General features: G+C 61.9%; 20 protein-coding genes and 3 pseudogenes. 8 read left to right on the top strand and 15 right to left on the bottom strand.

What is annotated here, in order from left to right; translation table 11 throughout:
* The 8 genes and pseudogenes from ACZ1HK_RS22465 to ACZ1HK_RS22430 all read left to right on the top strand — a co-directional run bounded on the left by ACZ1HK_RS22465 (position 1) and on the right by ACZ1HK_RS22430 (position 7,077).
* Positions 1-966: a threonine/serine dehydratase gene (locus ACZ1HK_RS22465; protein WP_472630563.1), complete on the top strand. Its 966-nt coding sequence runs from the start codon at positions 1-3 to the stop codon at positions 964-966.
* Positions 967-1,176: 210 nt separating this feature from the next.
* Complete coding sequence (locus ACZ1HK_RS22460) at positions 1,177-1,317, top strand: hypothetical protein (protein ID WP_472630562.1); 141 nt, start codon at positions 1,177-1,179, stop codon at positions 1,315-1,317.
* On the top strand, positions 1,287-1,481 hold the full coding sequence (locus tag ACZ1HK_RS22455) for a hypothetical protein (RefSeq protein WP_472630561.1): 195 nt from the start codon (positions 1,287-1,289) through the stop codon (positions 1,479-1,481). Before ACZ1HK_RS22460 ends, ACZ1HK_RS22455 begins: the two co-directional genes overlap by 31 nt.
* A gap of 65 nt (positions 1,482-1,546) precedes the next feature.
* Positions 1,547-2,086, top strand: a complete 540-nt coding sequence (locus ACZ1HK_RS22450) for a hypothetical protein (protein ID WP_472630560.1) — start codon at positions 1,547-1,549, stop codon at positions 2,084-2,086.
* Between the two features lie 297 nt (positions 2,087-2,383).
* Positions 2,384-2,887, top strand: coding sequence for a hypothetical protein (locus ACZ1HK_RS22445; protein WP_472630559.1), 504 nt, complete (start codon positions 2,384-2,386; stop codon positions 2,885-2,887).
* 50 nt (positions 2,888-2,937) lie between these two features.
* Positions 2,938-4,818 carry a cobaltochelatase subunit CobT gene (cobT, locus tag ACZ1HK_RS22440; RefSeq protein WP_472630558.1) on the top strand — a complete coding sequence of 627 codons (1,881 nt, stop codon included), beginning with the start codon at positions 2,938-2,940 and terminating at the stop codon, positions 4,816-4,818.
* A 35-nt stretch (positions 4,819-4,853) separates the two neighbouring features.
* Positions 4,854-6,658 (top strand): annotated as a pseudogene (locus tag ACZ1HK_RS22435) (aminopeptidase P family protein).
* A gap of 77 nt (positions 6,659-6,735) precedes the next feature.
* Positions 6,736-7,077, top strand: a complete 342-nt coding sequence (locus ACZ1HK_RS22430; protein ID WP_472630557.1) for a DUF427 domain-containing protein — start codon at positions 6,736-6,738, stop codon at positions 7,075-7,077.
* 3 nt (positions 7,078-7,080) lie between these two features.
* Here the strand turns inward: ACZ1HK_RS22430 and ACZ1HK_RS22425 are convergent, their stop codons facing one another.
* The 15 genes and pseudogenes from ACZ1HK_RS22425 to ACZ1HK_RS22355 all read right to left on the bottom strand — a co-directional run bounded on the left by ACZ1HK_RS22425 (position 7,081) and on the right by ACZ1HK_RS22355 (position 22,300).
* The gene (locus ACZ1HK_RS22425) at positions 7,081-8,205 is read right to left on the bottom strand and encodes a hypothetical protein (protein WP_472630556.1); all 1,125 of its coding nucleotides are present in this window, start codon (positions 8,203-8,205) and stop codon (positions 7,081-7,083) included.
* Positions 8,206-8,271: 66 nt separating this feature from the next.
* Positions 8,272-9,330: a hypothetical protein gene (locus ACZ1HK_RS22420; RefSeq protein WP_472630555.1), complete on the bottom strand. Its 1,059-nt coding sequence runs from the start codon at positions 9,328-9,330 to the stop codon at positions 8,272-8,274.
* Between the two features lie 48 nt (positions 9,331-9,378).
* Positions 9,379-11,016 (bottom strand): chloride channel protein, encoded by a 1,638-nt coding sequence (locus ACZ1HK_RS22415; RefSeq protein WP_472630918.1) that lies wholly within the window; start codon positions 11,014-11,016, stop codon positions 9,379-9,381.
* Positions 11,017-11,229: 213 nt separating this feature from the next.
* Positions 11,230-12,885 (bottom strand): annotated as a pseudogene (gene recN / locus ACZ1HK_RS22410) (DNA repair protein RecN).
* Positions 12,886-12,925: 40 nt separating this feature from the next.
* Entirely contained in the window at positions 12,926-13,828 is a 903-nt protein-coding gene (locus ACZ1HK_RS22405) for an outer membrane protein assembly factor BamD (protein ID WP_472630554.1), read from the bottom strand.
* A 146-nt stretch (positions 13,829-13,974) separates the two neighbouring features.
* The gene (gene lpxC / locus ACZ1HK_RS22400; protein ID WP_472630917.1) at positions 13,975-14,892 is read right to left on the bottom strand and encodes a UDP-3-O-acyl-N-acetylglucosamine deacetylase; all 918 of its coding nucleotides are present in this window, start codon (positions 14,890-14,892) and stop codon (positions 13,975-13,977) included.
* Between the two features lie 276 nt (positions 14,893-15,168).
* Positions 15,169-16,802: pseudogene (gene ftsZ / locus ACZ1HK_RS22395) on the bottom strand (cell division protein FtsZ).
* A 189-nt stretch (positions 16,803-16,991) separates the two neighbouring features.
* A complete protein-coding gene (gene ftsA, locus ACZ1HK_RS22390) occupies positions 16,992-18,320 on the bottom strand; it encodes a cell division protein FtsA (protein ID WP_472630553.1) in 1,329 nt (442 codons plus the stop codon).
* Complete coding sequence (locus tag ACZ1HK_RS22385) at positions 18,317-19,237, bottom strand: cell division protein FtsQ/DivIB (protein WP_472630552.1); 921 nt, start codon at positions 19,235-19,237, stop codon at positions 18,317-18,319. The genes ftsA and ACZ1HK_RS22385 overlap by 4 nt, the downstream gene beginning before the upstream one ends.
* Entirely contained in the window at positions 19,225-20,133 is a 909-nt protein-coding gene (locus ACZ1HK_RS22380) for a D-alanine--D-alanine ligase (protein WP_472630916.1), read from the bottom strand. The genes ACZ1HK_RS22385 and ACZ1HK_RS22380 overlap by 13 nt, the downstream gene beginning before the upstream one ends.
* 119 nt (positions 20,134-20,252) lie before the next feature.
* The gene (murB, locus tag ACZ1HK_RS22375) at positions 20,253-21,185 is read right to left on the bottom strand and encodes a UDP-N-acetylmuramate dehydrogenase (RefSeq protein ID WP_472630551.1); all 933 of its coding nucleotides are present in this window, start codon (positions 21,183-21,185) and stop codon (positions 20,253-20,255) included.
* On the bottom strand, positions 21,182-21,463 hold the full coding sequence (locus tag ACZ1HK_RS22370; RefSeq protein ID WP_472630550.1) for a hypothetical protein: 282 nt from the start codon (positions 21,461-21,463) through the stop codon (positions 21,182-21,184). The genes murB and ACZ1HK_RS22370 overlap by 4 nt, the downstream gene beginning before the upstream one ends.
* Positions 21,464-21,473: 10 nt before the next feature.
* A complete protein-coding gene (locus ACZ1HK_RS22365) occupies positions 21,474-21,734 on the bottom strand; it encodes a DUF2484 family protein (protein WP_472630549.1) in 261 nt (86 codons plus the stop codon).
* The gene (locus ACZ1HK_RS22360) at positions 21,734-21,919 is read right to left on the bottom strand and encodes a DUF2484 family protein (protein ID WP_472630915.1); all 186 of its coding nucleotides are present in this window, start codon (positions 21,917-21,919) and stop codon (positions 21,734-21,736) included. Before ACZ1HK_RS22360 ends, ACZ1HK_RS22365 begins: the two co-directional genes overlap by 1 nt.
* Before the next feature lie 54 nt (positions 21,920-21,973).
* Positions 21,974-22,300 carry a hypothetical protein gene (locus tag ACZ1HK_RS22355; RefSeq protein WP_472630548.1) on the bottom strand — a complete coding sequence of 109 codons (327 nt, stop codon included), beginning with the start codon at positions 22,298-22,300 and terminating at the stop codon, positions 21,974-21,976.
* Positions 22,301-22,313: the final 13 nt, after the last annotated feature.

Here is a 22,313-nt window from a genome sequence, read left to right as displayed (position 1 = left end):
ATGCCATACCCAACACCCCAAGAGATATCCGATGCCGCGCCTCTGATCGCGCCGTATATCCGCAAAACGCCCATTCTTTCGATATCAGAAGACGCGCTTGGCCTCTCTGGTTCAATCACGCTCAAGCTGGAGCACACGCAGGTCACCGGCTCTTTCAAGGTACGGGGCGCCTTTTTCAACATGCTGACCCGCGATGTCCCAGATGTGGGGATCGTCGCGGCCTCCGGCGGCAACCATGGCGCGGCGGTGGCCTATGCGGCGACCAAGCTGGGGCACAAGAGCCGCATCTACGTGCCCGAGGCGATTGCCAAGGAAGAGAAACTGCGCCGGATGCGGGCGTTCGGAGGCGAGGTTATTCTGACGGACGGCTCCGTCGCGGACTGCATGGCGGAATACGCGACCTATGCCGAGGACAGCGGCGCGCTGTCGGTTCACCCCTATGACACGGTGCCAACCCTGACCGGTCAGGGGACGGTTGCGCAAGAGATCGAGGAGCAAACGGGCGGAATTGACACGATCCTGGTCTCCACCGGTGGGGGCGGTTTGATCGGTGGCGTGGCGTCTTGGCTGCGGGACCGGGTGAAGATTGTCTCGGTCGAGACCGAGGGCACGAACACGCTGGAGCGATCCCTGCGTGAGGGGCCGGATATCGATGTGTCCGCTAGTGGCGTGGCGGCTGGGTCGCTTGGTGGTCCGCGCCTGGGCGTCGACAGTTTTGAGGCGATCCGGAACCATGTCGATGAAGCCATCATCGTGGACGACGCGGCCACATATGAGGCCGCACGACGCCTGTGGGAGGGCACGCGTCTTGTCGGAGAGCCGGGCAGCGCCGTGGCGCTGGCGGCACTGACATCTGGCGCATATGTGCCATCCGCAGGGGAGCGCGTTTGCGTCTTGCTGTGCGGCGGCAACGCTGAGCCCGATTGGTTCGTGACCGCCAAAAGATCATGCAAGGCAGCAACATAACGCAACGGAACCTTCATTTGTGATTTGGGCGGAATTCCGCCGTCTGCTATTCTGCGGCCGCGACGGTCGGACGGAAAAACGATCCGACTGCAATCACGTGAAGGGGAAGATAATGCGTCAATCACGGCTTTGGGCCGCGGCTGTTGCCGTGTGCCTGTCCGCCCCCACGCGGGGGCCTCACCACTCAACTGGCCCGATGAAGGCGAAGCGATGGCACTGCATTGTGCAGCGGTCCTTTCGGCTTATGGCCATGCCTATGAATTCGCCAATACCCTCGCCCAGGTCGAGGCGCTGCCTTTGGCGGACCGCCTGCCACATTGGTGCAGGAGGCCGGCGGTGACGCCAGCCTGAGCGCCATCGAGGACCTGGCAGCAGGCTATTTCAGCCATGCGGAAAGCGTGGCGCGCACCAGCTTTTATCCGCGCCTTGTCGGTGACGGCACGCCGTACCTTGCCGATGATGGCCGAGAGTTGGTGATGGCAGTGCAATCCTGCGTGGATCGCTACGCGCTGTAAGGGTTTCCCGCACTCGACGGGATGGTGGGCCTGAGGGCACTCTCTTCGCAGTGAGCGGAGTGAATATGCTGTCCAAATCCCACATGACCGGCCTTTTTCTGGCCTTGATCGCGTCGGCCCCTGCATTGGCCGACGGCCCGGCCCCAACGGCAATGGAAGCCGCCATCGCCGCACGTTTGGTAGATGCGACTTGCATCGAGCTGGCGCCGGGTGGCCCGACCTGTGACCGTGTCCTGCTGCTGACCTCGGATACGTTGGACGGCATGGTCGATCTGCTGATCGTCCCCTCAAACGAGGCGATCGCGCCATTGGTTGCGCGCGATTTTGCGGTGCACAGCGATCAGGACGGTCAACGCGCGCGGTTGGCAATGGGCGAACGCGGCGCCCTTTTGGTTCATTCGCAACAGTCCAGCCATGGCCGCTACCCCTGGTTCGAAACGCTCGAAATCGCCTATCACGACGATGCGTTTCAGGTCATTGGCTACTCCTACAGCAGCTATGACCGCCCGATGGGGGCGATTTCAGCTGCGATGTTGATTTGGTTGCAGGGACATGGCGCGCCGTTGCTGTTCGCGTCGATCCGGAATCAACCGAAGAAACGATAGACTGGGATACCGTCGGGCAGGCCTTTCCTGATGAAACGGATGTGCGATGGTGGTCATTTCGCGAGCCGCCGTCGCATTGCGATGAGATCCTTGCAAGCTGGTTCGACCACGCACCTTGATTTGGCGAGATTGGAGACGACGCATGAGATATCTGGCATTCGCGGCAGGACTGCTTGCCGCAGCCCCTGCTATCGGCCAAGAGCTGACGGAGGCGGAGGCGTCTTTACTGCCGCGCTTGATCGACAGCCTTTGTCTCGACCTCGTTGAGGGAGCAATGGGTGCGAAACGGCGGTGCTTTTGACCTCAGCGGATGAGCCGGACGCCGCTGATCTGGTGATTTTCACCGACCGGCGTCGGTCGGACGGCAGTGCCGTTTTGGAGGTGGTTCGCAACATCGCATTCAACGGCCCGCTTTTTGGGCAGGCCCCGTGGCTTGAGGAAGCTGAAAACGGCTCCCTCCTTTTGCAATCAGAGCAGATTGGGATTGGCCGGTCGCCCTGGTCGCAAACGCTGACAATTGCCTTTCGTGACAGCGCCTTTGTGATCGCGGGCTTCACCTATTCGACCTATGACCGGCTGGATGCGGGCGGCTTTCGTTGTGATGTGAATATGCTGACCGGCGATTGGGAGGTTTTTGGGGAACGCGGCGGTGAAGGGGAGACCGAGGCGGTGCTCTATTCCGTTGCGGATTCAGGCCGTGCCGAGATTCCGCGTGTCAGACTATCGGAATGGGATTGGACAGCAGCCTTGCCCGCACCCTGCACGGGTCCGTTGGATGACTGGTGGGCGGCCGGGCCCTAGGGGCACGAGTTCCCCTTGCCCTCCCCGCCCCTGCGGTCCACATATCGGGCATGAGCAAGTTCAATCCATCCGACAACCCTGCCGATCCGTTCAAGAAGGCGCTGGCCGAGGCCACGCGTGTGATGGCGGATGACCCGGAACTGGCGGTTACCTACACGGTGGACCCGCCGGGACTGTCGGGTGACAGTGTGCGTCTACCGCAGGTCAGTCGACGGATGACGCGCGAGGAAGTCTTGCTCGCGCGCGGGACAGCAGATGCCTTGGCCCTGCGCCACAAGTACCACGATCAGGGCACTGCCGCGCGCTATGCGCCGCAAGGTGCCATGGCCCGCGATCTGATGGAAGCGATGGAAACCGCCCGCTGCGAAGCGATGGGCGCGCGCGACATGCCGGGCACGGCGGGCAATATTGATGCCAAAATCGGCTCGGACGCGCGCCGCAAGGGATATGGTGAGATCCGAGATGCGGCCGACGCCCCCCTGGCCACGGCTGCGGGATATCTGATCCGACATTTGGCAACCGGTCGTGACATGCCGACCGAAGCGGCCAATGTGATGGAGTTGTGGCGCGGCTTCATCGAGGATCGTTGCGATGGGACCTTAGAAAACCTTCAAGATGTTCTGTCTAACCAGACCTCCTTTGCAAAATTCGCGCGACAGCTGATCGACGATCTGGGCTACGGCGACCAATTGGGCGACGACCCGGACGATATCGACGACGAGTCCGACGAGGATGCGGGCGAGGATCAGGAAGAGGATCAGCCCGACTCGACCGGCGAAGACGATAACCAGGAGGAAGAGGCCGAAGCCTCGCCCGAGCGCAGCCAGGAAGAGCAGCAGGATGCCTCCCAGGCGCAGGTCGAGATGGACGACAATGGCGAGTCGGAAGATATGGAGGAGCAGGAGCTGCCTGATGGCGAAGCCCCGCTTGATCCGCCGCCCCCTGCCCCGCATTCCGAAGCTGACCCCGAATACGTGGTGTTCTCGACCGAAAACGACGAGGAAATCGCCGCCGAGGATCTGGCCGAGGCGCAAGAGCTTGAGCGCCTGCGCGCCTATCTCGACCAGCAGCTTGAGCCCCTGAAAGGCGCGGTGTCGCGGCTGGCCAACAAACTGCAACGGCGGTTGCAGGCGCAGCAGAACCGGTCGTGGGAATTCGACAAGGAAGAAGGCATTCTGGATGCCGGCCGTCTGGCGCGGGTTGTGGCCAACCCCACCACGCCGCTGAGCTTCAAGATCGAACATGACACCGAGTTTCGCGATACGTGCGTGACGCTGCTGCTCGACAATTCCGGCTCCATGCGAGGGCGCCCGATTTCGATTGCTGCGATCTGCGCCGATGTTCTGGCGCGCACGCTGGAGCGGTGCGGCGTGAAGGTCGAAATCCTCGGCTTCACCACACGTGCCTGGAAGGGTGGCAAGGCGCGGGAGGAATGGCTTGGCCAAGGCCGTCCGCAACAGCCCGGGCGCCTGAACGACCTGCGCCATATCATCTACAAGAGTGCCGACGCGCCGTGGCGGCGGGTGCGGGACAATCTTGGCCTGATGATGAAAGAGGGCTTGCTCAAGGAAAACATCGACGGCGAGGCGCTCGAATGGGCGCATCGGCGGATGGCCGGCAGGCCCGAGGCACGCAAGATCCTGATGGTGATCTCGGACGGCGCGCCGGTGGATGACAGCACCTTGTCGGTGAACCCGGCCAACTATCTGGAAAAGCATCTGCGTGATGTGATCGCCATGGTTGAGAAGCGGCGCGCGGTCGAACTGCTGGCCATCGGGATTGGCCATGACGTGACCCGGTACTACGAACGCGCGGTGACGATCACGGATGCCGAACAGCTTGCCGGGGCGATCACTGAACAGCTGGCCTCGCTTTTCGACACGGACCCAAGGGCGCGGGCGCGCGTGATGGGGATGCGCAAGGCAGGCTGACGCAAGCTCTGCAACACCATTGAGGGGAGCACGAGATGTTTCAGAACTTTGAGGAACAGACGCGGCCCGAAGATGGTCCGCCCCGCTTGGCAGCCCTGCGCGCCCATCTTGCAGCCAACGGTCTGGACGGCTTTCTAGTCCCCCGCGCCGATGCGCATCAGGGCGAATATGTCGCCCCGCGCGATGAGCGTCTGGCCTGGCTGACGGGGTTCACCGGATCAGCCGGTTTCGCCGCGATCTTGCCAGACATCGCGGGCGTCTTCATCGACGGGCGCTACCGTGTGCAGGTCAAATCCCAGATTGCCGCGGACTTCACGCCAGTACATTGGCCCGAGGTACAACTTGGTGATTGGTTGCTGGAGCACATGCCCGGTGGGGGCGAAATCGGCTTTGACCCTTGGCTGCACACCATCAACGAGATTGCGCGGCTTGAGGCCAAGGTGGGGCCGCATCAGATCAGCTTGGCCCCTGTCGACAACGCCGTTGATGCGATCTGGGGGCAGATCGGCCGGGACGACCGGATGGAGCGGCTGTGCCGTATCCCGAGGCGCTTGCGGGCCGGTCCAGTGCGGAAAAGCGGGAAGAGATCCTGAGCATTCTGCACGAAAAGGGTCAGGGCGCCGTTGTTTTGACACTGCCGGATTCGATCAACTGGTTGCTGAATATCCGCGGGTCCGATCTGGCCAACCTGCCAGTCGTGCAGGCCTTTGCGATCCTTGATGCCAATGGCGCCAAGACCGTGTTCTCGGACCCTGCGAAATTCGAGCGGCTCGATCTTGGCGAGGGCGTGCGCGTTGCCCCTTGGGATGCGTTCGAAGCCGCCCTTGCAGAGTTGAAGGGCCCGGTGCGCGTTGATCCGGCCACCTGCCCCGATGCGGTTCGATGGGCGCTGGAGGGTGCGGGCACAGAGATCGTGAAGGCCGCCGATCCCTGCCTTTTGCCAAAGGCGCGCAAGACCGAAGCCGAACTGGCCGGAAGTGCGGACGCCCATCTGCGTGACGGTGTCGCGATGGCGCGCTTCCTGCATTGGTTTGACGAAACGGCCCCGGCGGGAGGCCTGACGGAAATAGACGTGGCCACGCAGTTGGAAGGCTTTCGCGCGGAGACCGGCGCGCTGCGCGACCTGTCGTTCGATCTCGATTGCGGGCGCCGGACCCAATGGCGCCATCGTGCATTACCGCGTGACCACGAAGACAAACGCACCTGTCCTGCCGGGCCAGTTGTTCCTGATCGACAGTGGCGCGCAGTATGAGGACGGCACCACGGACATCACGCGCACCTTGCCCGTGGGCGAAGTCGGGCAGGAAGAGCGGTTGTGCTTCACGCTGGTCCTGAAAGGCCTGATCGCCATCCACCGCGCACGGTTTCCCAAGGGTGTCAGTGGCGCACATCTTGATGCATTGGCGCGCGCGCCCCTATGGGCCACAGGCCGGGATTACGACCACGGCACGGGTCACGGCGTTGGGGTGTATCTGAGTGTCCATGAAGGGCCACAACGGTTGGCGCGGACGGGGCGCGTGCCTTTGAGGCGGGCATGATCGTGTCCAACGAGCCCGGCTATTACCGCGAAGGTGCGTTTGGCATTCGGATCGAGAACCTCATTTACGTGGCCGAAGCCCCGGAAGGGGCCGACGCACATCGTGAGATGCTGGGGTTTGAGACACTGACCTATGCGCCAATCGACCGCCGCCTGATCGTTGCAGATATGCTGGCCCCTGAAGAACGCGATTGGCTGAACTCCTACCATTCAGACGTGCTGCAAAAGATCGGCCCACGTTTGACGGATGGCGGGCACAAGTCGACCGCAACCTGGCTTGCAGCGGCGTGTGCGCCAATCTGAAGACAAACGCGCCCCTCCCTTGTGCAACTGCGACCGAGCAGGGTAGAAGCGGCGTTCAACATTGGGGGACAGGCACGATGGCAGACCATATCACGATCCGTAAGGTATCCGGCACTTGGGTTGTTCGCGCCAGCGGTGCTGTTCTGGGCGAAAGCGCCAATGCCCTGGAATTGACCGAAGGCTCCTATCCACCGGTGATCTACTTCCCGCGCGAAGATATCGGGATGAGCTTTCTGGAACAGACGACCTCGACCACGCGGTGCCCCCACAAGGGAACGGCCACGTATTTCACGGTTTCCGGCCCAGATGGCGAGATCGTCGATGCCGCCTGGAGCTATGAGACCCCGCTGGATCAAGTCAGCGAGATTGCCGGGCACATCGCCTTCTATTCGGATCGGGTCGCAGTCGAAAAGCTCTGACCTTCACGGGGTCAGGACATGTCCCAAATCACCGATGAACAGCAGGTTCGTTAGCGTATGGGACGGGCGGTTTTGAAGAAAGTCATCGGACGCCGGCGCGGATGATCGGATGCTTAGGGCAGGAACCTCACCGTCATGGACGGTAACGATCGGTGCGTCTTCGAAAATCTGATTGAATGGCCTGCGCGCCCCAAGGCTCATGCCGTCGGTAAGCGTCGTCCGTACGTTTGCAGCAAGTGCTGTCACGTCCGTGCCCGCGGAAAAGGTCAGCACCATAAAGCCAATGTCGGTATCCTGCGTTGCAAGGTCGAACGCCATGAGAGCGGTCATGGCGATGGACGGGTTGCTCAGCATCGTTTGTGCAAAGGCCGGGAGTTGCGCAGGGTCGGCCACAACACCGTAGACATGGCGCAATACGGAACCCGCTTCCGCGTTCGTCGCGTCGAGCACGTCGATGATCGCCGCCAGACGATCTTCCGTGGCAAACGGTTCAGCGTCTGACAGGGCCGCTTCGATGGCAGGCCAGCCGGGCGACCACAGCACACCGGGATCGGTAAGCAGGTACCGCCCGGACAAGCCTAGATTTCCGCCAAAGGGATTGGACGGGTCGCGGTTTTGGATGTTGACCGCAAAGTCTTGCGCGCCCGTCCACGCCACCTCCGCCTCGCCCCTCCGCTCGAACGTCATTGTGTCGCTGTCGGCCAGCGCCGCGCGCATCGCAGCGCGTGCTTCTGGCGCGAGCGCAATGGACAGCAGCCCATTTGGCGGCACGGACAGATGCAGGGACGCACCCAGATCATTGGGGGCTATCCCAATGGTCGGAATGACGTCATCGGGTTCGACAAGGACAAGCGCTTGCCGAAGGTATGTGGGAAGCCCGCCAAGATGGGCGACATAAGGATCGGGTGACGGCAGACCCGCCGCGCGTCGAATGTCTGCGATGTTCGATGAGGCGTCCGGGTCGCCAAATTCGACCTCAACATAGGGGCGCTCAAAGGCAACAGCGTTCGAGGGCACGTTCAAAAGCGCCTCTTCGAACGGGGACAGCGATTGAGCTGCCAATGGCGTTGCGGTCAGCAGCAAAGCCGCGGCGACCGCAGAAGATTTCAGAGAGACAGTTTTTTCCATGCAAAACCATGGGCGTATTGCCGTTTTCGCCGCAAGCCCAAAGGTCCTAGCGTGACAGTAGGAACCCTAGGCGCCCGCCTTCCAGTACGTTGAGGAAAACATCATAGGCGTCATTGCTTTCTGCGCCGTTCTCCCCCAATCGCTGCGCATGGTGATTGTGATGGTCTGGCCACCCGCGCTGATCTCGGGCCCGGCAGGGGATGGAAGGTCCGACAGGATCGGCCAGGCCTCGCGCAGGCTGGCCGCAAGGGCTTCTGCATCACGCCCTTCTTCCAACAGAAGGACCATCGCGGCACCTTCGGTTTCGCGGTTGGCGTAATCGGCAAGGGCCAACCCTTCGACCGGCCCGGCCTCCGCGCCTGTGACCGGCATCTCTGCGCCATTGCGCAACCAGCACCGCACCGAGACGAGCGCCCCCAGATTGCCGACCCGCCTGAGGCCCGCGATTACCGCCTGCGCATCTGCGCGGGAGGCAACGGTTTCACCGCTTGGCGACAAGGCGAGGTCAAGCGCACTCCACCCGGTTGCCCAGACCGCGCGGTCGCCAAGGAAGGCCATGCGCAGAGGCAAGCCCATATCCCCGCCAAAAGGATTGGCCAGATCGATACGATCCTGCGCCGGTTGGAAATCCTCGTCCCCTGTCCACATGATTGGCGTGCCGCCGCGATCTTCTTCCGTCAGTCCGCGCACATAAAGCGCGCCCCGCAGGCGCATTTCACTATCGGGAAAGATATCCAACGCCCCGACGCGGGCGGTCCCTTGGGCGACCTCCCAAGTGTTCACCCAATCGCTAGCCTGTAGCCCAACCGCCGCCCGCAAGGCCGCGTCGGCATTGGCAGCGATGATGGCCTGCTGGTTCGGGGCAGCCGACCGTAGGGCCGCGAACCGGTTGGGCGTGTTGGGATTGCGCCCGGCTTGCGCGCCGCGCACCGCGATCCAGCGCACGGCATCGCCGTTCCCAAAGCCGGCAACAATCGCGCCCTCCCCCGCCTGCAAGGCGGCGACGGGCACGCGGCCCAGGATGGTTTGCAGCCGATCCGCAGCACCCTGCGCGCTGGCGCCGGTTGCGAGCAAACCAAGGGAAAATGTGAGAAACAGAATCCGGTTCAACATGGCGTTAACCATGCCGTGCCTTCCCACTTTCTCCAAAGAAAAATTCTGTTTCCAGAACCGTCAGGAATGTTCTTCCGCAGCTGTCGCCGCCAAGGCCCGGTTATAAGCCTTCAGCGCGTCTACGTGAAACAGTGCTCCTTCAAGGGCGGGCGCGCCGCCTTGCGGCGACAACTGCACCACCGGCACAAAGTCCAGACCCGTGCGCTCAAAAATTGGCAAGGCGCTTTCCAGTGTCGATTGGGTATCGGTGAAAATGCCCTGCTCGATCAGCGTAAACAGTCGCTCTTGCGGGGCCGCGTTTTCATGGGCCATGGGCCGCATGACATTGCCCACGCGGAACATCGACAGGAGATAGGCCTGCGGCCCGGCGGCAAGATGAATATTGCGCCGCTCCAACTGGGTCAGGAAGAAGGACCGGTGCACCAACTTCGTTGAAATGGCGGTGGACATGGATACTGCGACCATGACCGCAAGGCCGGTTTGCCAGTCGCCCGTCAGTTCAAAGACGATCAGGGTCGTTGAGATCGGTGCGCCAAGGACTGCGGCGGCAACCGCCCCCATCCCGGCCAGAGCATAAAGCGTTTCAGACCCGGAGACATCGGGGAAAATACCCGTGGCGACCAATCCGAAGGCAAGGCCCAGGATCGCACCGATCATCAAGGAGGGGGAGAATACACCACCCCCCATACGCCCCGCGATCGTTATCGCGGCTGCAAGGGCCTTGAGAATGGCAAAGACCACCGCCTCCCACAGCAACAACTCACCGGTCAACGCGGCCGAGGTCGTCTCGTATCCGACACCGATGATGTGCGGGAACCAGATCGCGATCCCGCCAAGCATCAGCCCTGCAATGGCAGGACGCAGCCAGCGCGGCAGGTTGATCCGGTTTTGCAAGGCCGTGCCCATATCTTCGGCCCAGAACGTGCCACGCATGAAAAGAACGGCGACCAGCCCGCTTACAATGCCGAGCAGAAGGAAGGCCGGCAATTCCACGTAGAATTGCAGCATACTGTCGCTGCTCAGCATGAATTCGGTCACATTGCCGAACTCAAGCCGGTTGATGATCATGCCTGCGGCACTTGCGATGACGATGGGGGCGAAGGCATGAACGGCGAAGTGGCGCAGGACAACTTCAAGGGCGAAGATCGCCCCAGCAATCGGTGCATTGAAGCTGGCCGAAACCGCAGCCGCCACAGCGCATCCCAAAAGATCGCGGCCAGTGATCCCGTCCGCATTGATCCAACGCGAGATTTTGGAAGAGATGACGGCCGCCAAATGCACGACAGGCCCTTCGCGACCACTTGATCCGCCGGAACCCAGAGTGATCAGCGAGGCTGCCGCTGAAGCCAGGCCCGCGCGTCCTTCGACCCGGCCTTCGTTCAGCGCGGCCCCTTCGATGACGTCCGCGACTGAGCGTACCCGGCCATCCGGCGTGAAGTGGTGCAGGATCGCGCCCACGATCAGCCCGCCGCCCACTGGGATTATCAGGATCACCCACCAGGGCAGGCTTTCAGCAAAGGAATGCAGCATGCGCACATCCTCCACCCCGTAAAGCGTGGTCTGCAGCCAGGAGATCCCTTTGCGGAACAAGAGCGCGGCGAAGCCCGCAAGGACCCCGATGATCAGGGCGATCAACCAGAATTGGAACTGACTTGGTCCCTTTTCCAGAAGCAGTGCCCAAGCCCCGCGTGCGCCCATAAGCAGCCGATGGGCTTGGCTTTGGACATATCCGCGAGATGGTTCGGCCACGGCGGGCTCTCTTTCTGCTTGGCGGGGTGCGTGGCACCCTTGGCCATACCCTGCCCCGGTACCGCGTGTGCCGGCAGATCAGGTGGCCTGAGTTAAGTGGTAGACGAGGGCCAAGGCTTTGAAAACCCGGCACCTCTTCAATTCAGCGTTTCCTCCTGCAGCTTAGGTGTCGCCGGTCAAAAGCGCCTTCGCGGCCTCTCGCGCCGCGTCGGTTATGGTATCGCCCGCGACCATGCGTGCCACTTCGTCGATACGCTCCCCTTCGGAAAGCGGGACGACCCGGCTAAAGGTCACGCCCTTTTCGACCGATTTCGCAACGCGCCAGTGATGGGCGCCAAGCGCGGCAACCTGGGGGAGTGGGTGACAACCAGAACCTGGCCCCCGTCCGCCAACGCGGCCAAGCGGCGGCCAACCGCATTGGCCGTAGCCCCGCCGACGCCCCGGTCGATCTCATCAAAAATCATTGTCAAACCAGAGGCTTCAGCGGTCAGGCACACCTTGAGGGCCAGCAAGAACCGGGACAGCTCGCCGCCGGATGCGATCTTGTTGGAGAGCACCAGCCGGGGCGCCAGGATTGGTAGCCACAGTGAACGTGACAGCATCGCTGCCATCCGGCCCGGGGGGTGTCGCTTCGCAACGGGTCTCGAACACAGCCCGCTCCATCTTCAACGGTGCCAGTTCTGCCGCCATGGCTTTGTCGAGCTTCTTGGCCGCGGCTTTGCGCTTGCTGCTCAATTGCCCGGCCATGTCCTGATAGGCCCGCTCTGCCGTGTCTAACTGTACACGCAGCTCGGCTATTTCAGCCTCGCCGCCATCAAGCGCTGCCAAACGGCCCGACAGGTCTGCCGCCAATCCTGCAAGTTCATCAGCCAGAATATTGTGCTTTCGGGCCAAACCGCGCAGCGCAAAGAGGCGCTCTTCAACCATCTCAAGCTCAGACGGGTTGAATTCCAGCCGTTCGGCGAAGGCCGCAACACCTGCCTGGGCCTCGCCCAATTCGACCATGGCCCGTTCCAGCGCGGCAAGCGGTGTCTCCAACTTGCCTTCGGCCTGATCGACAACGCCATCCAGCCAGCGTTGGGCGTCAACGATCGCGCCTTCGGCGCCGTTCAGGCCAAGCCCATCGATGGCGCGCGCGACGTCTTCGCGCATCTTCTCTGCGCCCTGCATCAGGCGGCGACGGGTGTCGAGTTCCGCCTCCTCCCCTTCCAAAGGCGCCAGCTTCTCAAGCTCAGCCACGGAATGGCGCAGGAACTCCTCTTCAGCCCGCATATCAGCCAACCGCGCTTCCGCGGCGGCTAGAGCTTTGGCCGCCGCAGCCTTTTTGCGCCAGGCCTCGGCAACCTTCACGCGAACGGGCTCCAAGCCGCCAAACTCATCCAACATCAAGCGATGGTTCTTGGGATCAAGCAGGCCCTTGTCGTCCTGTTGCCCGTGCAACTCCACAAGGCAATCCGACAAAGCGCGCAAAACTTCGCCAGAGACGCGGCGATCATTGACCCAGGCCGTTTTGCGGCCCTCCGGCGTGTTGATCCGGCGCAGGATCAGTTCATCGGACACGGGCAAACCGGCCTCTTCCAGTACTGCGCGGGCTGGATGTGCGTCGGGCAGTTCGAATTCGGCCAAGACTTCACCCTGCTGCGCGCCCGCCCGGACAAGATCCGCGCGCCCACGCCAGCCAAGGACAAACCCGAGCGAGTCCAGCAGGATCGATTTACCCGCGCCGGTCTCACCCGTCAGAACATTCAAACCGGGCTGGAACGCCAATTCCAGCCGGTCGATGATCAGCATGTCACGTATGTCGAGATGGCGCAGCATGGGATGGGTGTTCCCTAAGCTGTTGGGGGCGTCAAGACGCTTACAGCCAATCGCCCCGCACGGTCTGTTGCCAGACTTCGCGCAGCCAGTTCTCTCCGGCGGCTTCCAACGACAGGCCCTGCCCGGTCAGCTGGCGGTAGGCATCGTCGTAGAAGGGCGACGACCGGAAGTTGTAGCCAAGAATGGCGCCAGCGGTTTGTGCCTCATCGGTGAGCCCGAGCGCGAGGTAGCTTTCCACAAGACGCAGCAAGGCTTCCGGTGTGTGAGATGTAGTTTGGAATTCCTCAACAACCACGCGGAAGCGGTTGATTGCAGAGGTATAATGCTGCCGACGCAGGTAGTAGCGTCCGACTTCCATTTCCTTGCCAGCAAGATGATCGAAAGCAAGGTCAAAGCGCAGGATCGCATCTTGCGTGTATTCGCTATCGGGATAGCGTTCGATCACAACGCGAAGCGCTTGCAGCGCCTGATAGGTCACGCCCTGATCGCGGCCAACCTGATCGATCTGGTCATAGTAGCTGAGCGCCAGAAGATACTGCGCATAAGCTGCGTCTTCGTTGCCGGGATAGAAATCGAGATAGCGCTGTGCCGCAACGCGGGCGGCCTCGTAGTCACCATCTTCATGGTACGCAAACGCCGCCATGATCAGTGCACGCTCTGCCCACTCCGAATAGGGGTGGAGGCGTTCCACTTCGATGAACAGCTCTGCGGCATCATCTGCCTGCCCGCGCTCAAGCTCAAATTCGGCTTGTTGGTAGATCGTTTGAGCGTCGAGTTCTTCAAGCGGAAGGTTTGACCCACGGCTGGCAAACAAGCCACCACCGCCGCCGCCGCCGAAAAGACCGCCGCCACCGCCAAATAATCCGCCGCCGCCACCGCAGCCCGCCAGAACAAGTGTCAGCGCAAGCGCAGCACCGGAGAGACGGAAGCGGGTGATACTCATGCAGACGGCCCCAAATCCAAGCGCCAGACAGCGGCGCAGACAATCAATTTCGCCCCATTCGAGGCTGATTGCCTTTCATCTAGCACATTCCTTTTGCGGGCAAAATCCCTGTTGCGCTCAATAAGCTGCGGATTGCCGGGCAAAGCTTAGGCCACCTCGGCCAAATCACCGGTTTTGACCCCGACACCGGGCAAACGCGCGGCCTGTTCGGGGCTGCATTCCACCAACCGCACCGCACCCGGCGTGGCAAACAGGGCGCGTAGCAATTTGTTGGTCAGCATGTGGCCCGAGCGAACACCGATATAGCGGCCAAGGATCGGGGCACCGGCGAGGGCCAGATCACCCAGAGCGTCCAGCATTTTGTGGCGCACGGCTTCATCCGCATGGCGGAACCCGCCGGGGCTGAGGACGACATCGCCATCCACAACAACCGCGTTTTCATACGTGCCGCCAAGGGCAAGACCTGCCTCACGCATCATGTCGACATCGGCGCGACGGCAGAAGGTGCGGCTGTCACACAACTCCCGCACGAATTTGCCGTTGGCGAGCTTTTCAACACGCCGTTGGTAGCCGATCGCTTCGTCCACAAAGCTGATCGTATAATCCATTTCGAGGCCAGGGGCCGGTTCAAGCTCGGCCCAGGCATCACCATCTTCGACCCGCACGGGCTTGAGCACTTCGAACGCATGGATCGGGGCTGCCTGACGCTGGATGCCCGCATCCAGAATGCCCCGGACAAACGGCGCTGCCGAGCCATCCAGAATTGGAAGCTCCGGCCCGTTCACTTCAACCAGCGCATTGTGGATGCCGCACCCGACAAGGGCGGCCATAATGTGTTCAACGGTCGAAACTTCGGTGCCGTCTTCCGCGACCAGCCGCGTGCAAAGGCGGCTTTCGGGAACAAGGTTGTAGCGTGCAGGGATCATCTGGGCATCGTCCAGATCCGTGCGACGGAACCAGATGCCAACATTAATCGCTTGAGGAAGGATGCTAACGGATGCGCTTTGGCCCAGGTGGAGGCCAACGCCATCGAACGTTACCATCTTGCGGATTGTCGCCTGCATCATTTCGCCTGCACTAACTGTCCCACCCGTATCGCGGCGTTCATTAACCTCGAACGCTCTGCGGCAATGCAACGTCGGAATAGCCCCTTTGTCGCTGCATATGGCCTATCGGGGGCCGGTGGCATGGGCAACTCAACCTTTATGACGCACTGCAACATTGACCAAAACTGTCGGCAGATTCTTGCCGGTGCGTTGGGGATAACCATGTAAGTTGATGATTTAGATACAAAAAAGGCCAGCGCAAGGCTGGCCTTTCCGTATGTGTTGTGACTAGCCTCAGTTCGCCTGACGGCGTAGGAATGCCGGAATTTCGATGCGTTCCTGATCTGGGTCAACGATGCCATCATCCGCCGATGTCGGCTGCGTGGCGGCCGGTGCAGGCGCAGGTGCCGCGCCCATGGTGGGTTGGCGACGCTCAACCGGGGCCGGTCCATCATCGGCGCTGCCCGTCATCCGGTTGATCAGCGAGTTGATGCCAAAACCACGCTTTGGTTCCTGCGCTTGCGCTGGTTCAACCTCGGCACGGGGCGTGTCGCGTTGGATCGCCGCGCGCAGGCGGGCCAATGCTTCCGGCGTCGGGGATCCGGCGGCTGCCGGTTTCGGAGCGACGTAACCCTGCTGGGGTTGCTCAGCCACTGCCGCGATCGGAGCGCGTGTCGGGCTCTGATTCAGGACAGGCGCAGGCGCTTCGGCGGCCGGTGCTGGTGCCGGTGCCGGCTGATAAGCTGGCGGCGGCACATCATCTTCCGCTGCAACTTCGGTCGTTTCAGCCGATGCGGCGGCAGCATCGAAGCCCTCGAACAAGGACGGCTCCGTCCCCGTCGCTTCGGGCGTTTCCATCTCGGCAGCGGCTGCAGCCTCAGCCGACACTTCGGTCTCGGTCATGGCTGCAGCAGCCGCAGCCAGCTGGCGCGCGGGCATTGGCGTTTCAGCCTGGCGCTCAGCCGCGTCGATGCCAGTGGCCACAACGCTGACGCGCATTTGGCCTTCCATGTCGGTGTCGAGCGTCGAGCCAACGATGATGTTGGCTTCCTGATCCACTTCCTCGCGGATACGGTTGGCCGCCTCGTCCAGCTCGAACAGGGTCAGGTCGTAGCCGCCGGTCACGTTGATCAGGACGCCTTTTGCACCTTGAGGCTGATTTCATCGAGCAGCGGGTTGGCAATGGCCTTCTCAGCCGCAGCCAAGGCGCGATTTTCGCCGTCGGCCTCGCCAGTGCCCATCATGGCTTTGCCCATCTCGTTCATCACGGCGCGGACATCCGCGAAGTCGAGGTTGATGAGGCCCGGGCGCACCATCAGGTCGGTCACGCCCTTAACGCCTTGATAAAGCACATCATCCGCAAGCGCGAAGGCTTCGGTGAAGGTGGTCTTTTCGTTGGCGAGCCGGAACAGGTTCTGGTTCGGGATAATGATCAGCGTGTCGACAACCTTCTGAAGGGCTTCGATCCCCTCATCGGCCTGCTTCATCCGCTTATTGCCTTCGAACTGGAACGGCTTGGTGACCACGCCGACCGTCAGAACGCCAAGTTCCCGCGCGGCTTGCGCGATGATGGGCGCGGCACCTGTGCCCGTGCCACCGCCCATACCAGCGGTGATGAACGCCATGTGCGCACCGGCCAGATGGTCGACGATATCTTCAATGCTTTCTTCCGCCGCGCTTGCGCCGACTGCGGGACGCGCACCTGCGCCAAGGCCTTCGGTCACGCGCGCACCCATCTGGATGCGGCTATGGGCACGGCTTTGCTGCAGCGCCTGCGCGTCCGTATTGGCGACGACGAATTCACAACCGTCCAATTGCTGGTCGATCATGTTGTTGACCGCATTGCCGCCGGCCCCGCCGACGCCGAATACTGTAATACGTGGCTTCAGCTCAGGCTGAGCGTCGGTCATGGTAAGATTAAGAGTCATGGGTACTGTCCGCCTGTTTCTGTCCTGGCTTCCAGTCTGCGCCGGATCGCCGTTCTGCCTCATTTATTGGACGCAAGCCTACCGACTCGTTTCCGGCGCGTCACGCGGAAAATACCCCCAATGGGCGAAATGTGGCCACAATGTGACGTGAAAACCGGCGATTTAGCGTCTGCACCCCAGATGAAGGGCCTACCAGTTGTCGCGGAACCACTTAACGGCACGCCGGATGGACCGCGCAGGCAGTCTGTCGGCGGGCAGATCGAAGTCCCACCACTCGTCCTGCGGGCTGGCTGCGAACAGCGAAAGGCCGACACAGGCCGAAAACGCGGACCCGTAGGCCGATTGCGGCAGGCCCGCGACGCGCATGGGACGCCCAAGGCGCACCTGATTGCCCAGAATGCGACTTGCGAGGCCGTCTAGACCCGGGATCTGCGCGCTGCCGCCTGTCAGGACGATCCGTTGTGACGGCAGATGTTCAAACCCGGCCGCATCAAGCCGTGCGCGCACCTCTTCAAGAATCTCTTCGACGCGGGGGCGCATCACGCCGATCAACTCGGCCCGGCTGACCGTGCGCCTGTCGTGGTGCCAATCGCCGGTCTGCCCCTCAAGCTCGATGATTTCACGATCATCCAGGCCAGTGGCCATCAACCCGCCGAACTTGGTTTTGATCCGTTCTGCGTCGTCGACCGGAATTTGAAGTCCCTGGCTGATATCGCGTGTCACATGGGCCCCGCCCATCCGCACCGTATCGGCAAAAATCATGTGTTTTTTCATGAAGATGGAGAGCGAAGTCGCCCCTGCCCCAAGGTCGATGCAGGCCGCGCCTAGCTCTTGCTCATCTTCTACCAGCGAGGACATCGCGGCGACGTAAGGTGCGCTGGCCACGCCGGCAAGTTCAAGATCGCAGCGCTTTACACAGTGCAGCAATGTCTCAATCGCGGCGGCGTCCACCGTCAAAAGGTGCATATCGCACGAAAGGCGGTTGCCGACATGACCACGCGGATCGCCCAGGCCCGTGCGGTGATCCAGCGAGAAATTTACGGGCTGCGCATGCAGCACCTCGCGACCTGGCCCAATGTCCGGCATATCGCACATCGCCAGCACGCGCCCGATATCGTGATCTTCCACAGCCCCTGTTTGGATCTCAACTTCCCCGGTCAGGCCATAGCTGCGCGGCCGCGCGCCGGAGAGTGACACGATCACATGGTCAACGCGCGCGTTCGCCATCTTCTGCGCCGCCTGCACAGCGGTTCGGATCGCGCGTTCCGTCTCGTGGACGGTATCGATTTCGCCGAACTTTACGCCACGCGACCTTGTGGTCGCGGCTCCGATCACACGGAACGACGACTGCCCGGCCATTGCGCCGATGCCCTCATCCTCAACTTGCGCGCCGTCAAAGCGCAGCACGAGGCAGGCAACCTTGAAAGTGCCAATGTCCAATACAGCAATCACACCGCGCCGCATGGCTTCCGTCCGCTTGGCCCGCATGGCCCGCTGCGTCTGATAGAGCAACGTCATCCCTGGTTCTCTCCACTCGTCCCATTCGCCACCAACGCACGGATGCGGCGAAACTCTTCCATAGCTGTATCTGTCAGGCGAACCGTCAGGCGGCCCGGATTGCGCAAATCAACCGCTGTCAGATCGCGCGACAGGATCTCGCCCACATCATGAAGGGCCAGCACACGGTCAAACGCCCCGCGGGCGCCGACCTCTGGCAGCATGACCCGTGTGCCATTGGTCAAAACGACGTCCCAGCGCCGTTCACCCATACGCACCAAGCCATGCACACGTTCGCCAAGCGGCAAGGCGGCCTCAATCAATTCCAGCGCCTCGGGCACGGCCAGGTCTGCGCCCTCACCTGCCAATAGCGGAAGCGGGCCATCCAACGCACGCTGCCCAAAACCGGCAATGAAATGCCCTTCATGGTCGATGATTGAAAGACCCTCATGGGTCAGCCAAAGCGCTGCGGGGCGGCGTTCATCAATGCGCACGGCCAGATAGCCACCGGTCTGGATGCGAAGATCGGCGGTGCGCACGGCGGGCAACGCCTCAAGCCGACCACGCAATTCCTCAAGGTCCAGATCGAAGGAGGAGATGGGCAGGTCAATCGCAAGGGCGGCACGCACCTCTTCCGTGACATCGTCGCTGGCGCCATCAATGCCCAGAACGTTCACGCGGAATTCGGGGCGGTTCTCCACCTCGCGGCGGATCTCATAGGCGGCGTCAAACAGGCTCGCGACCCGCTCTTCGTCACTCAGATACCAACTGATCGCAGCAAACAGCAGGAATAGAGGTACGCCGATGTTGAGCGCTTTGCGGAAAACGGGCGTCAGCCAAAGGCGTTGCACGCGGTAGCTCAACCGCGAGGGTGCGGGATCATGGGGGGCAACGGGGCGCTGCGGCACTGACGACTTACCGGCAATCAACGATCGCATGAGGCATCCTCCACCAACCAGCGGCACAAGGCCCCAAACGACATGCCTTTCGCCTCGGCCTGTTCTGGCGTCAGCGAGGTGGGCGTCATGCCGGGCTGCGTATTTGTCTCCAACACGATCAGACCGCCGAGGCCTTTGCTGTCGTCCCAGCGGAAATCCGTGCGGCTGACGCCACGGCATCCAAGCGCTGTATGCGCACGTGCAGCCATATCCATGCAGGCGTCGAAAATCTCGGCCGGCACATTGGCGGGCACTTCATGGCGCGAACCGCCCGGCTTGTACTTGGCGTCGTAATCGTACCAGCCGTCCGTGATGATGTCCGTCACGGTCAACGCGCCCGGATCATTCGGGCCATTGCCCAGAACGGAACAGGTCAGCTCGCGGCCCGGCGCGAATTGCTCAACCAGAACGTCTTCGGGCATTTGATCATCCAGCTGCGGCGGGCCATTCGCGGCCTCGTGCACCAGGTAAACGCCAACGGAGGAGCCTTCATTGTTCGGCTTCACCACATAAGGCGCGTCCATCACATGCTCGACCCGCACTTGGTCGCGCGGCGCAATCACGGAATTCGCAACCGGCAGTCCATGGCGACGATACACGTCCTTGGCGCGGGTTTTGTCCATCGCAAGCGCCGAGGCCAACACACCGGAATGCGTGTATGGCAGGCGCATCCATTCCAGCAGACCCTGCACACAGCCATCTTCGCCCCAGCGCCCGTGCAATGCATTGAACACGACATCGGGATTGGCGGCGCGAAGCGACACGCACAAATCTTCACCCGAGCCAAAGGCACCGGGATCGAGTTCGATCACGTCAAAACCTTCACCGCGTAACGCTTCGGCGCACCCTGCTCCGGTGCTCAGCGACACCTCGCGTTCCGCCGAGGGGCCACCCATCAAAACGACGACGCGGGAGGGGAGGCTGCTCTGCCCTGCCACCACCTGGTCCTCAAACTGCCCATCAGATACATGCCTGCCGGGTCGGTTATGCCCGCGATTTTCGCGGACCCTTGCTTTTATGAATTGCCGATGGGAACACCCACCCGCATGATTTCCCACTGTAAATCGATGCCTTGGGTTTCGGAAACCCTTTTTCGCACCTCTTCGCCCAATCCCTCCAAATCTGCGGCAGTTGCGCCACCCTTGTTCACGAGGAAATTGGAATGCATCTCAGACATCTTAGCCCCGCCGCGCGTCGCTCCGCGCATTCCGGCCTCGTCAATCACCTTCCAGGCCTTCAGATCATGGGTATCGTCGGCCCTGCCGGTTGAGCTGAAACCCGCCGGATTGCGGAAGGTGGAGCCCGCTGTCAGCTCCTTTGTGGGTTGGGTCGCATCGCGTTTGGCGAGTTGCTCTTCCATCTGGGCGTGCAACGTGGCCGGTTCCGCATGGGGACCTTGCAAGGTAACAAAGACGATGATCGCTCCATCGGGTATGTCAGTTTGGCGGTAGTCGAACATGATGTCGTCTTTTGTCAGGCTGATCGCTGTCCCATCGCGCAAGATCGCCTGTGCCGATACAAAATGATCGGCGATATAGCTGCCATAACACCCCGCATTCATCTTGAGGGCCCCGCCAAGCGAGCCCGGGATCGTCCGCAAAAATGTGAGGTCCACACCGGCATCTGCCGCCACCTTTGCCACACGCGCATCAAGGGCTGCGGCCCCGGCCGTTATCCGGTCACCATCCACCACGACATCCATGAACGGACGCCCCAGCTTGATCGTGACACCGGGAAGTCCCCCGTCCCGAACGATCAGGTTCGATCCGACGCCCATCGGGAACACAGGCACATCAGGGTCAAGAGCTGCTAGAAACTCCGCAAGATCAGCCGCATCAGCAGGTTGAAACAGCCACTCCGCCGGGCCACCCACGCGCAGCCAGGTCAGACCCGACAGGTCGCGATTGGGGGTCAGGCGCCCCCGAACGTCCGGCAGGGTAAAACTCATTCCGAACCAACGCGCGCCACGACCGAACGCACCGCCAGCCCCAAGGCACCGGCGACAATGGCGCACCCGGCAAATGGCACCAGCATGCCGTAGACCAGCAAGATCGCATCCACATTGCCGCCATGGGCATCCGACCACAGGATGGCTGCGGTGATCGTCAACGCACTTGCCGACCACAGCGCCAACACCATCCGCCGGGTGCCAAGACGCGCGGTCATATAGCCCGCTGCCATGCCTGCGAGGATCGCAAAACCGATATAGAGCACCAGCGTATCCATCAGCCCTGCCTCATCCTCCGCCTGCTGCCGGGAACAGGGCGCGGCGAATGCGCTGCCCCAGCCGGATCAGGGGCCAGCGCAGAACCGAAGCACCGGCTAAAAGCAGGACGATCCCCCAGAACGGGCCGGTTTGATAAGTTACGAAGCCCAGAAGCGGGATACCTGTCAGGATCAGCACCCATGCGGCTGGGATATGGAACCGGCGCGGCCCCATGCCAGCGGCACAGGCAATCAACGCCCAGATGCAGGCAAGGATCAGCGATAGCGGCATCAGGTGGCCCGCCCTGTCAAACGCTTTGCAAAGTAGATCAGCGGATTACGGAACATGGAGCCGATGGCAAATAGGAACAATGCGACCCAGATGAACCCATGGCTGATACCGATAAAGATGAGCAGCGGCACGGACAGCACCAACAACGCAATGCCGGGTGGAAACTGCATGCGATAGGGCAGCATCGCCGTGAAAGGCCGAGGCGACAATCCAAAAGCTGGCGAGGATCAAGGCAAGGCTCATGCCGCGGCCCCTTTCCTGTTGCGGGCACCGAAAACCGTTCCCAGTACGGCCGATAGCAGCGTCGCAAAGACGAATGAGAAAGCCCCAAGCGCCAAGTAGCCCGAAGCCCCAATCACCGCATCTCCAGGCGCGTCAAACGCGCCGATCGAGGATTGTGAGCGTTCGATCATCAAGCTCACATGACCCAGAGCATTCGGCAGGTTCAGAAGGGCGACACAGCCCACAACGATCCAGCCAGCGCGAGCGCCGAACTTGCGCGACAATCCGAACGCCAGAAGGCCCGGAAGCACGGTAAGAATCGTGATCCAGCCGACACCGGGCATCACATCCAACCTC

The sequence above is a fragment of the Gymnodinialimonas sp. JB5-7 genome (genome assembly GCF_055693405.1).
The sequence above is the reverse complement of the archived record's forward strand: the minus strand, read 5'-3'. Positions and strand labels throughout refer to the sequence as shown.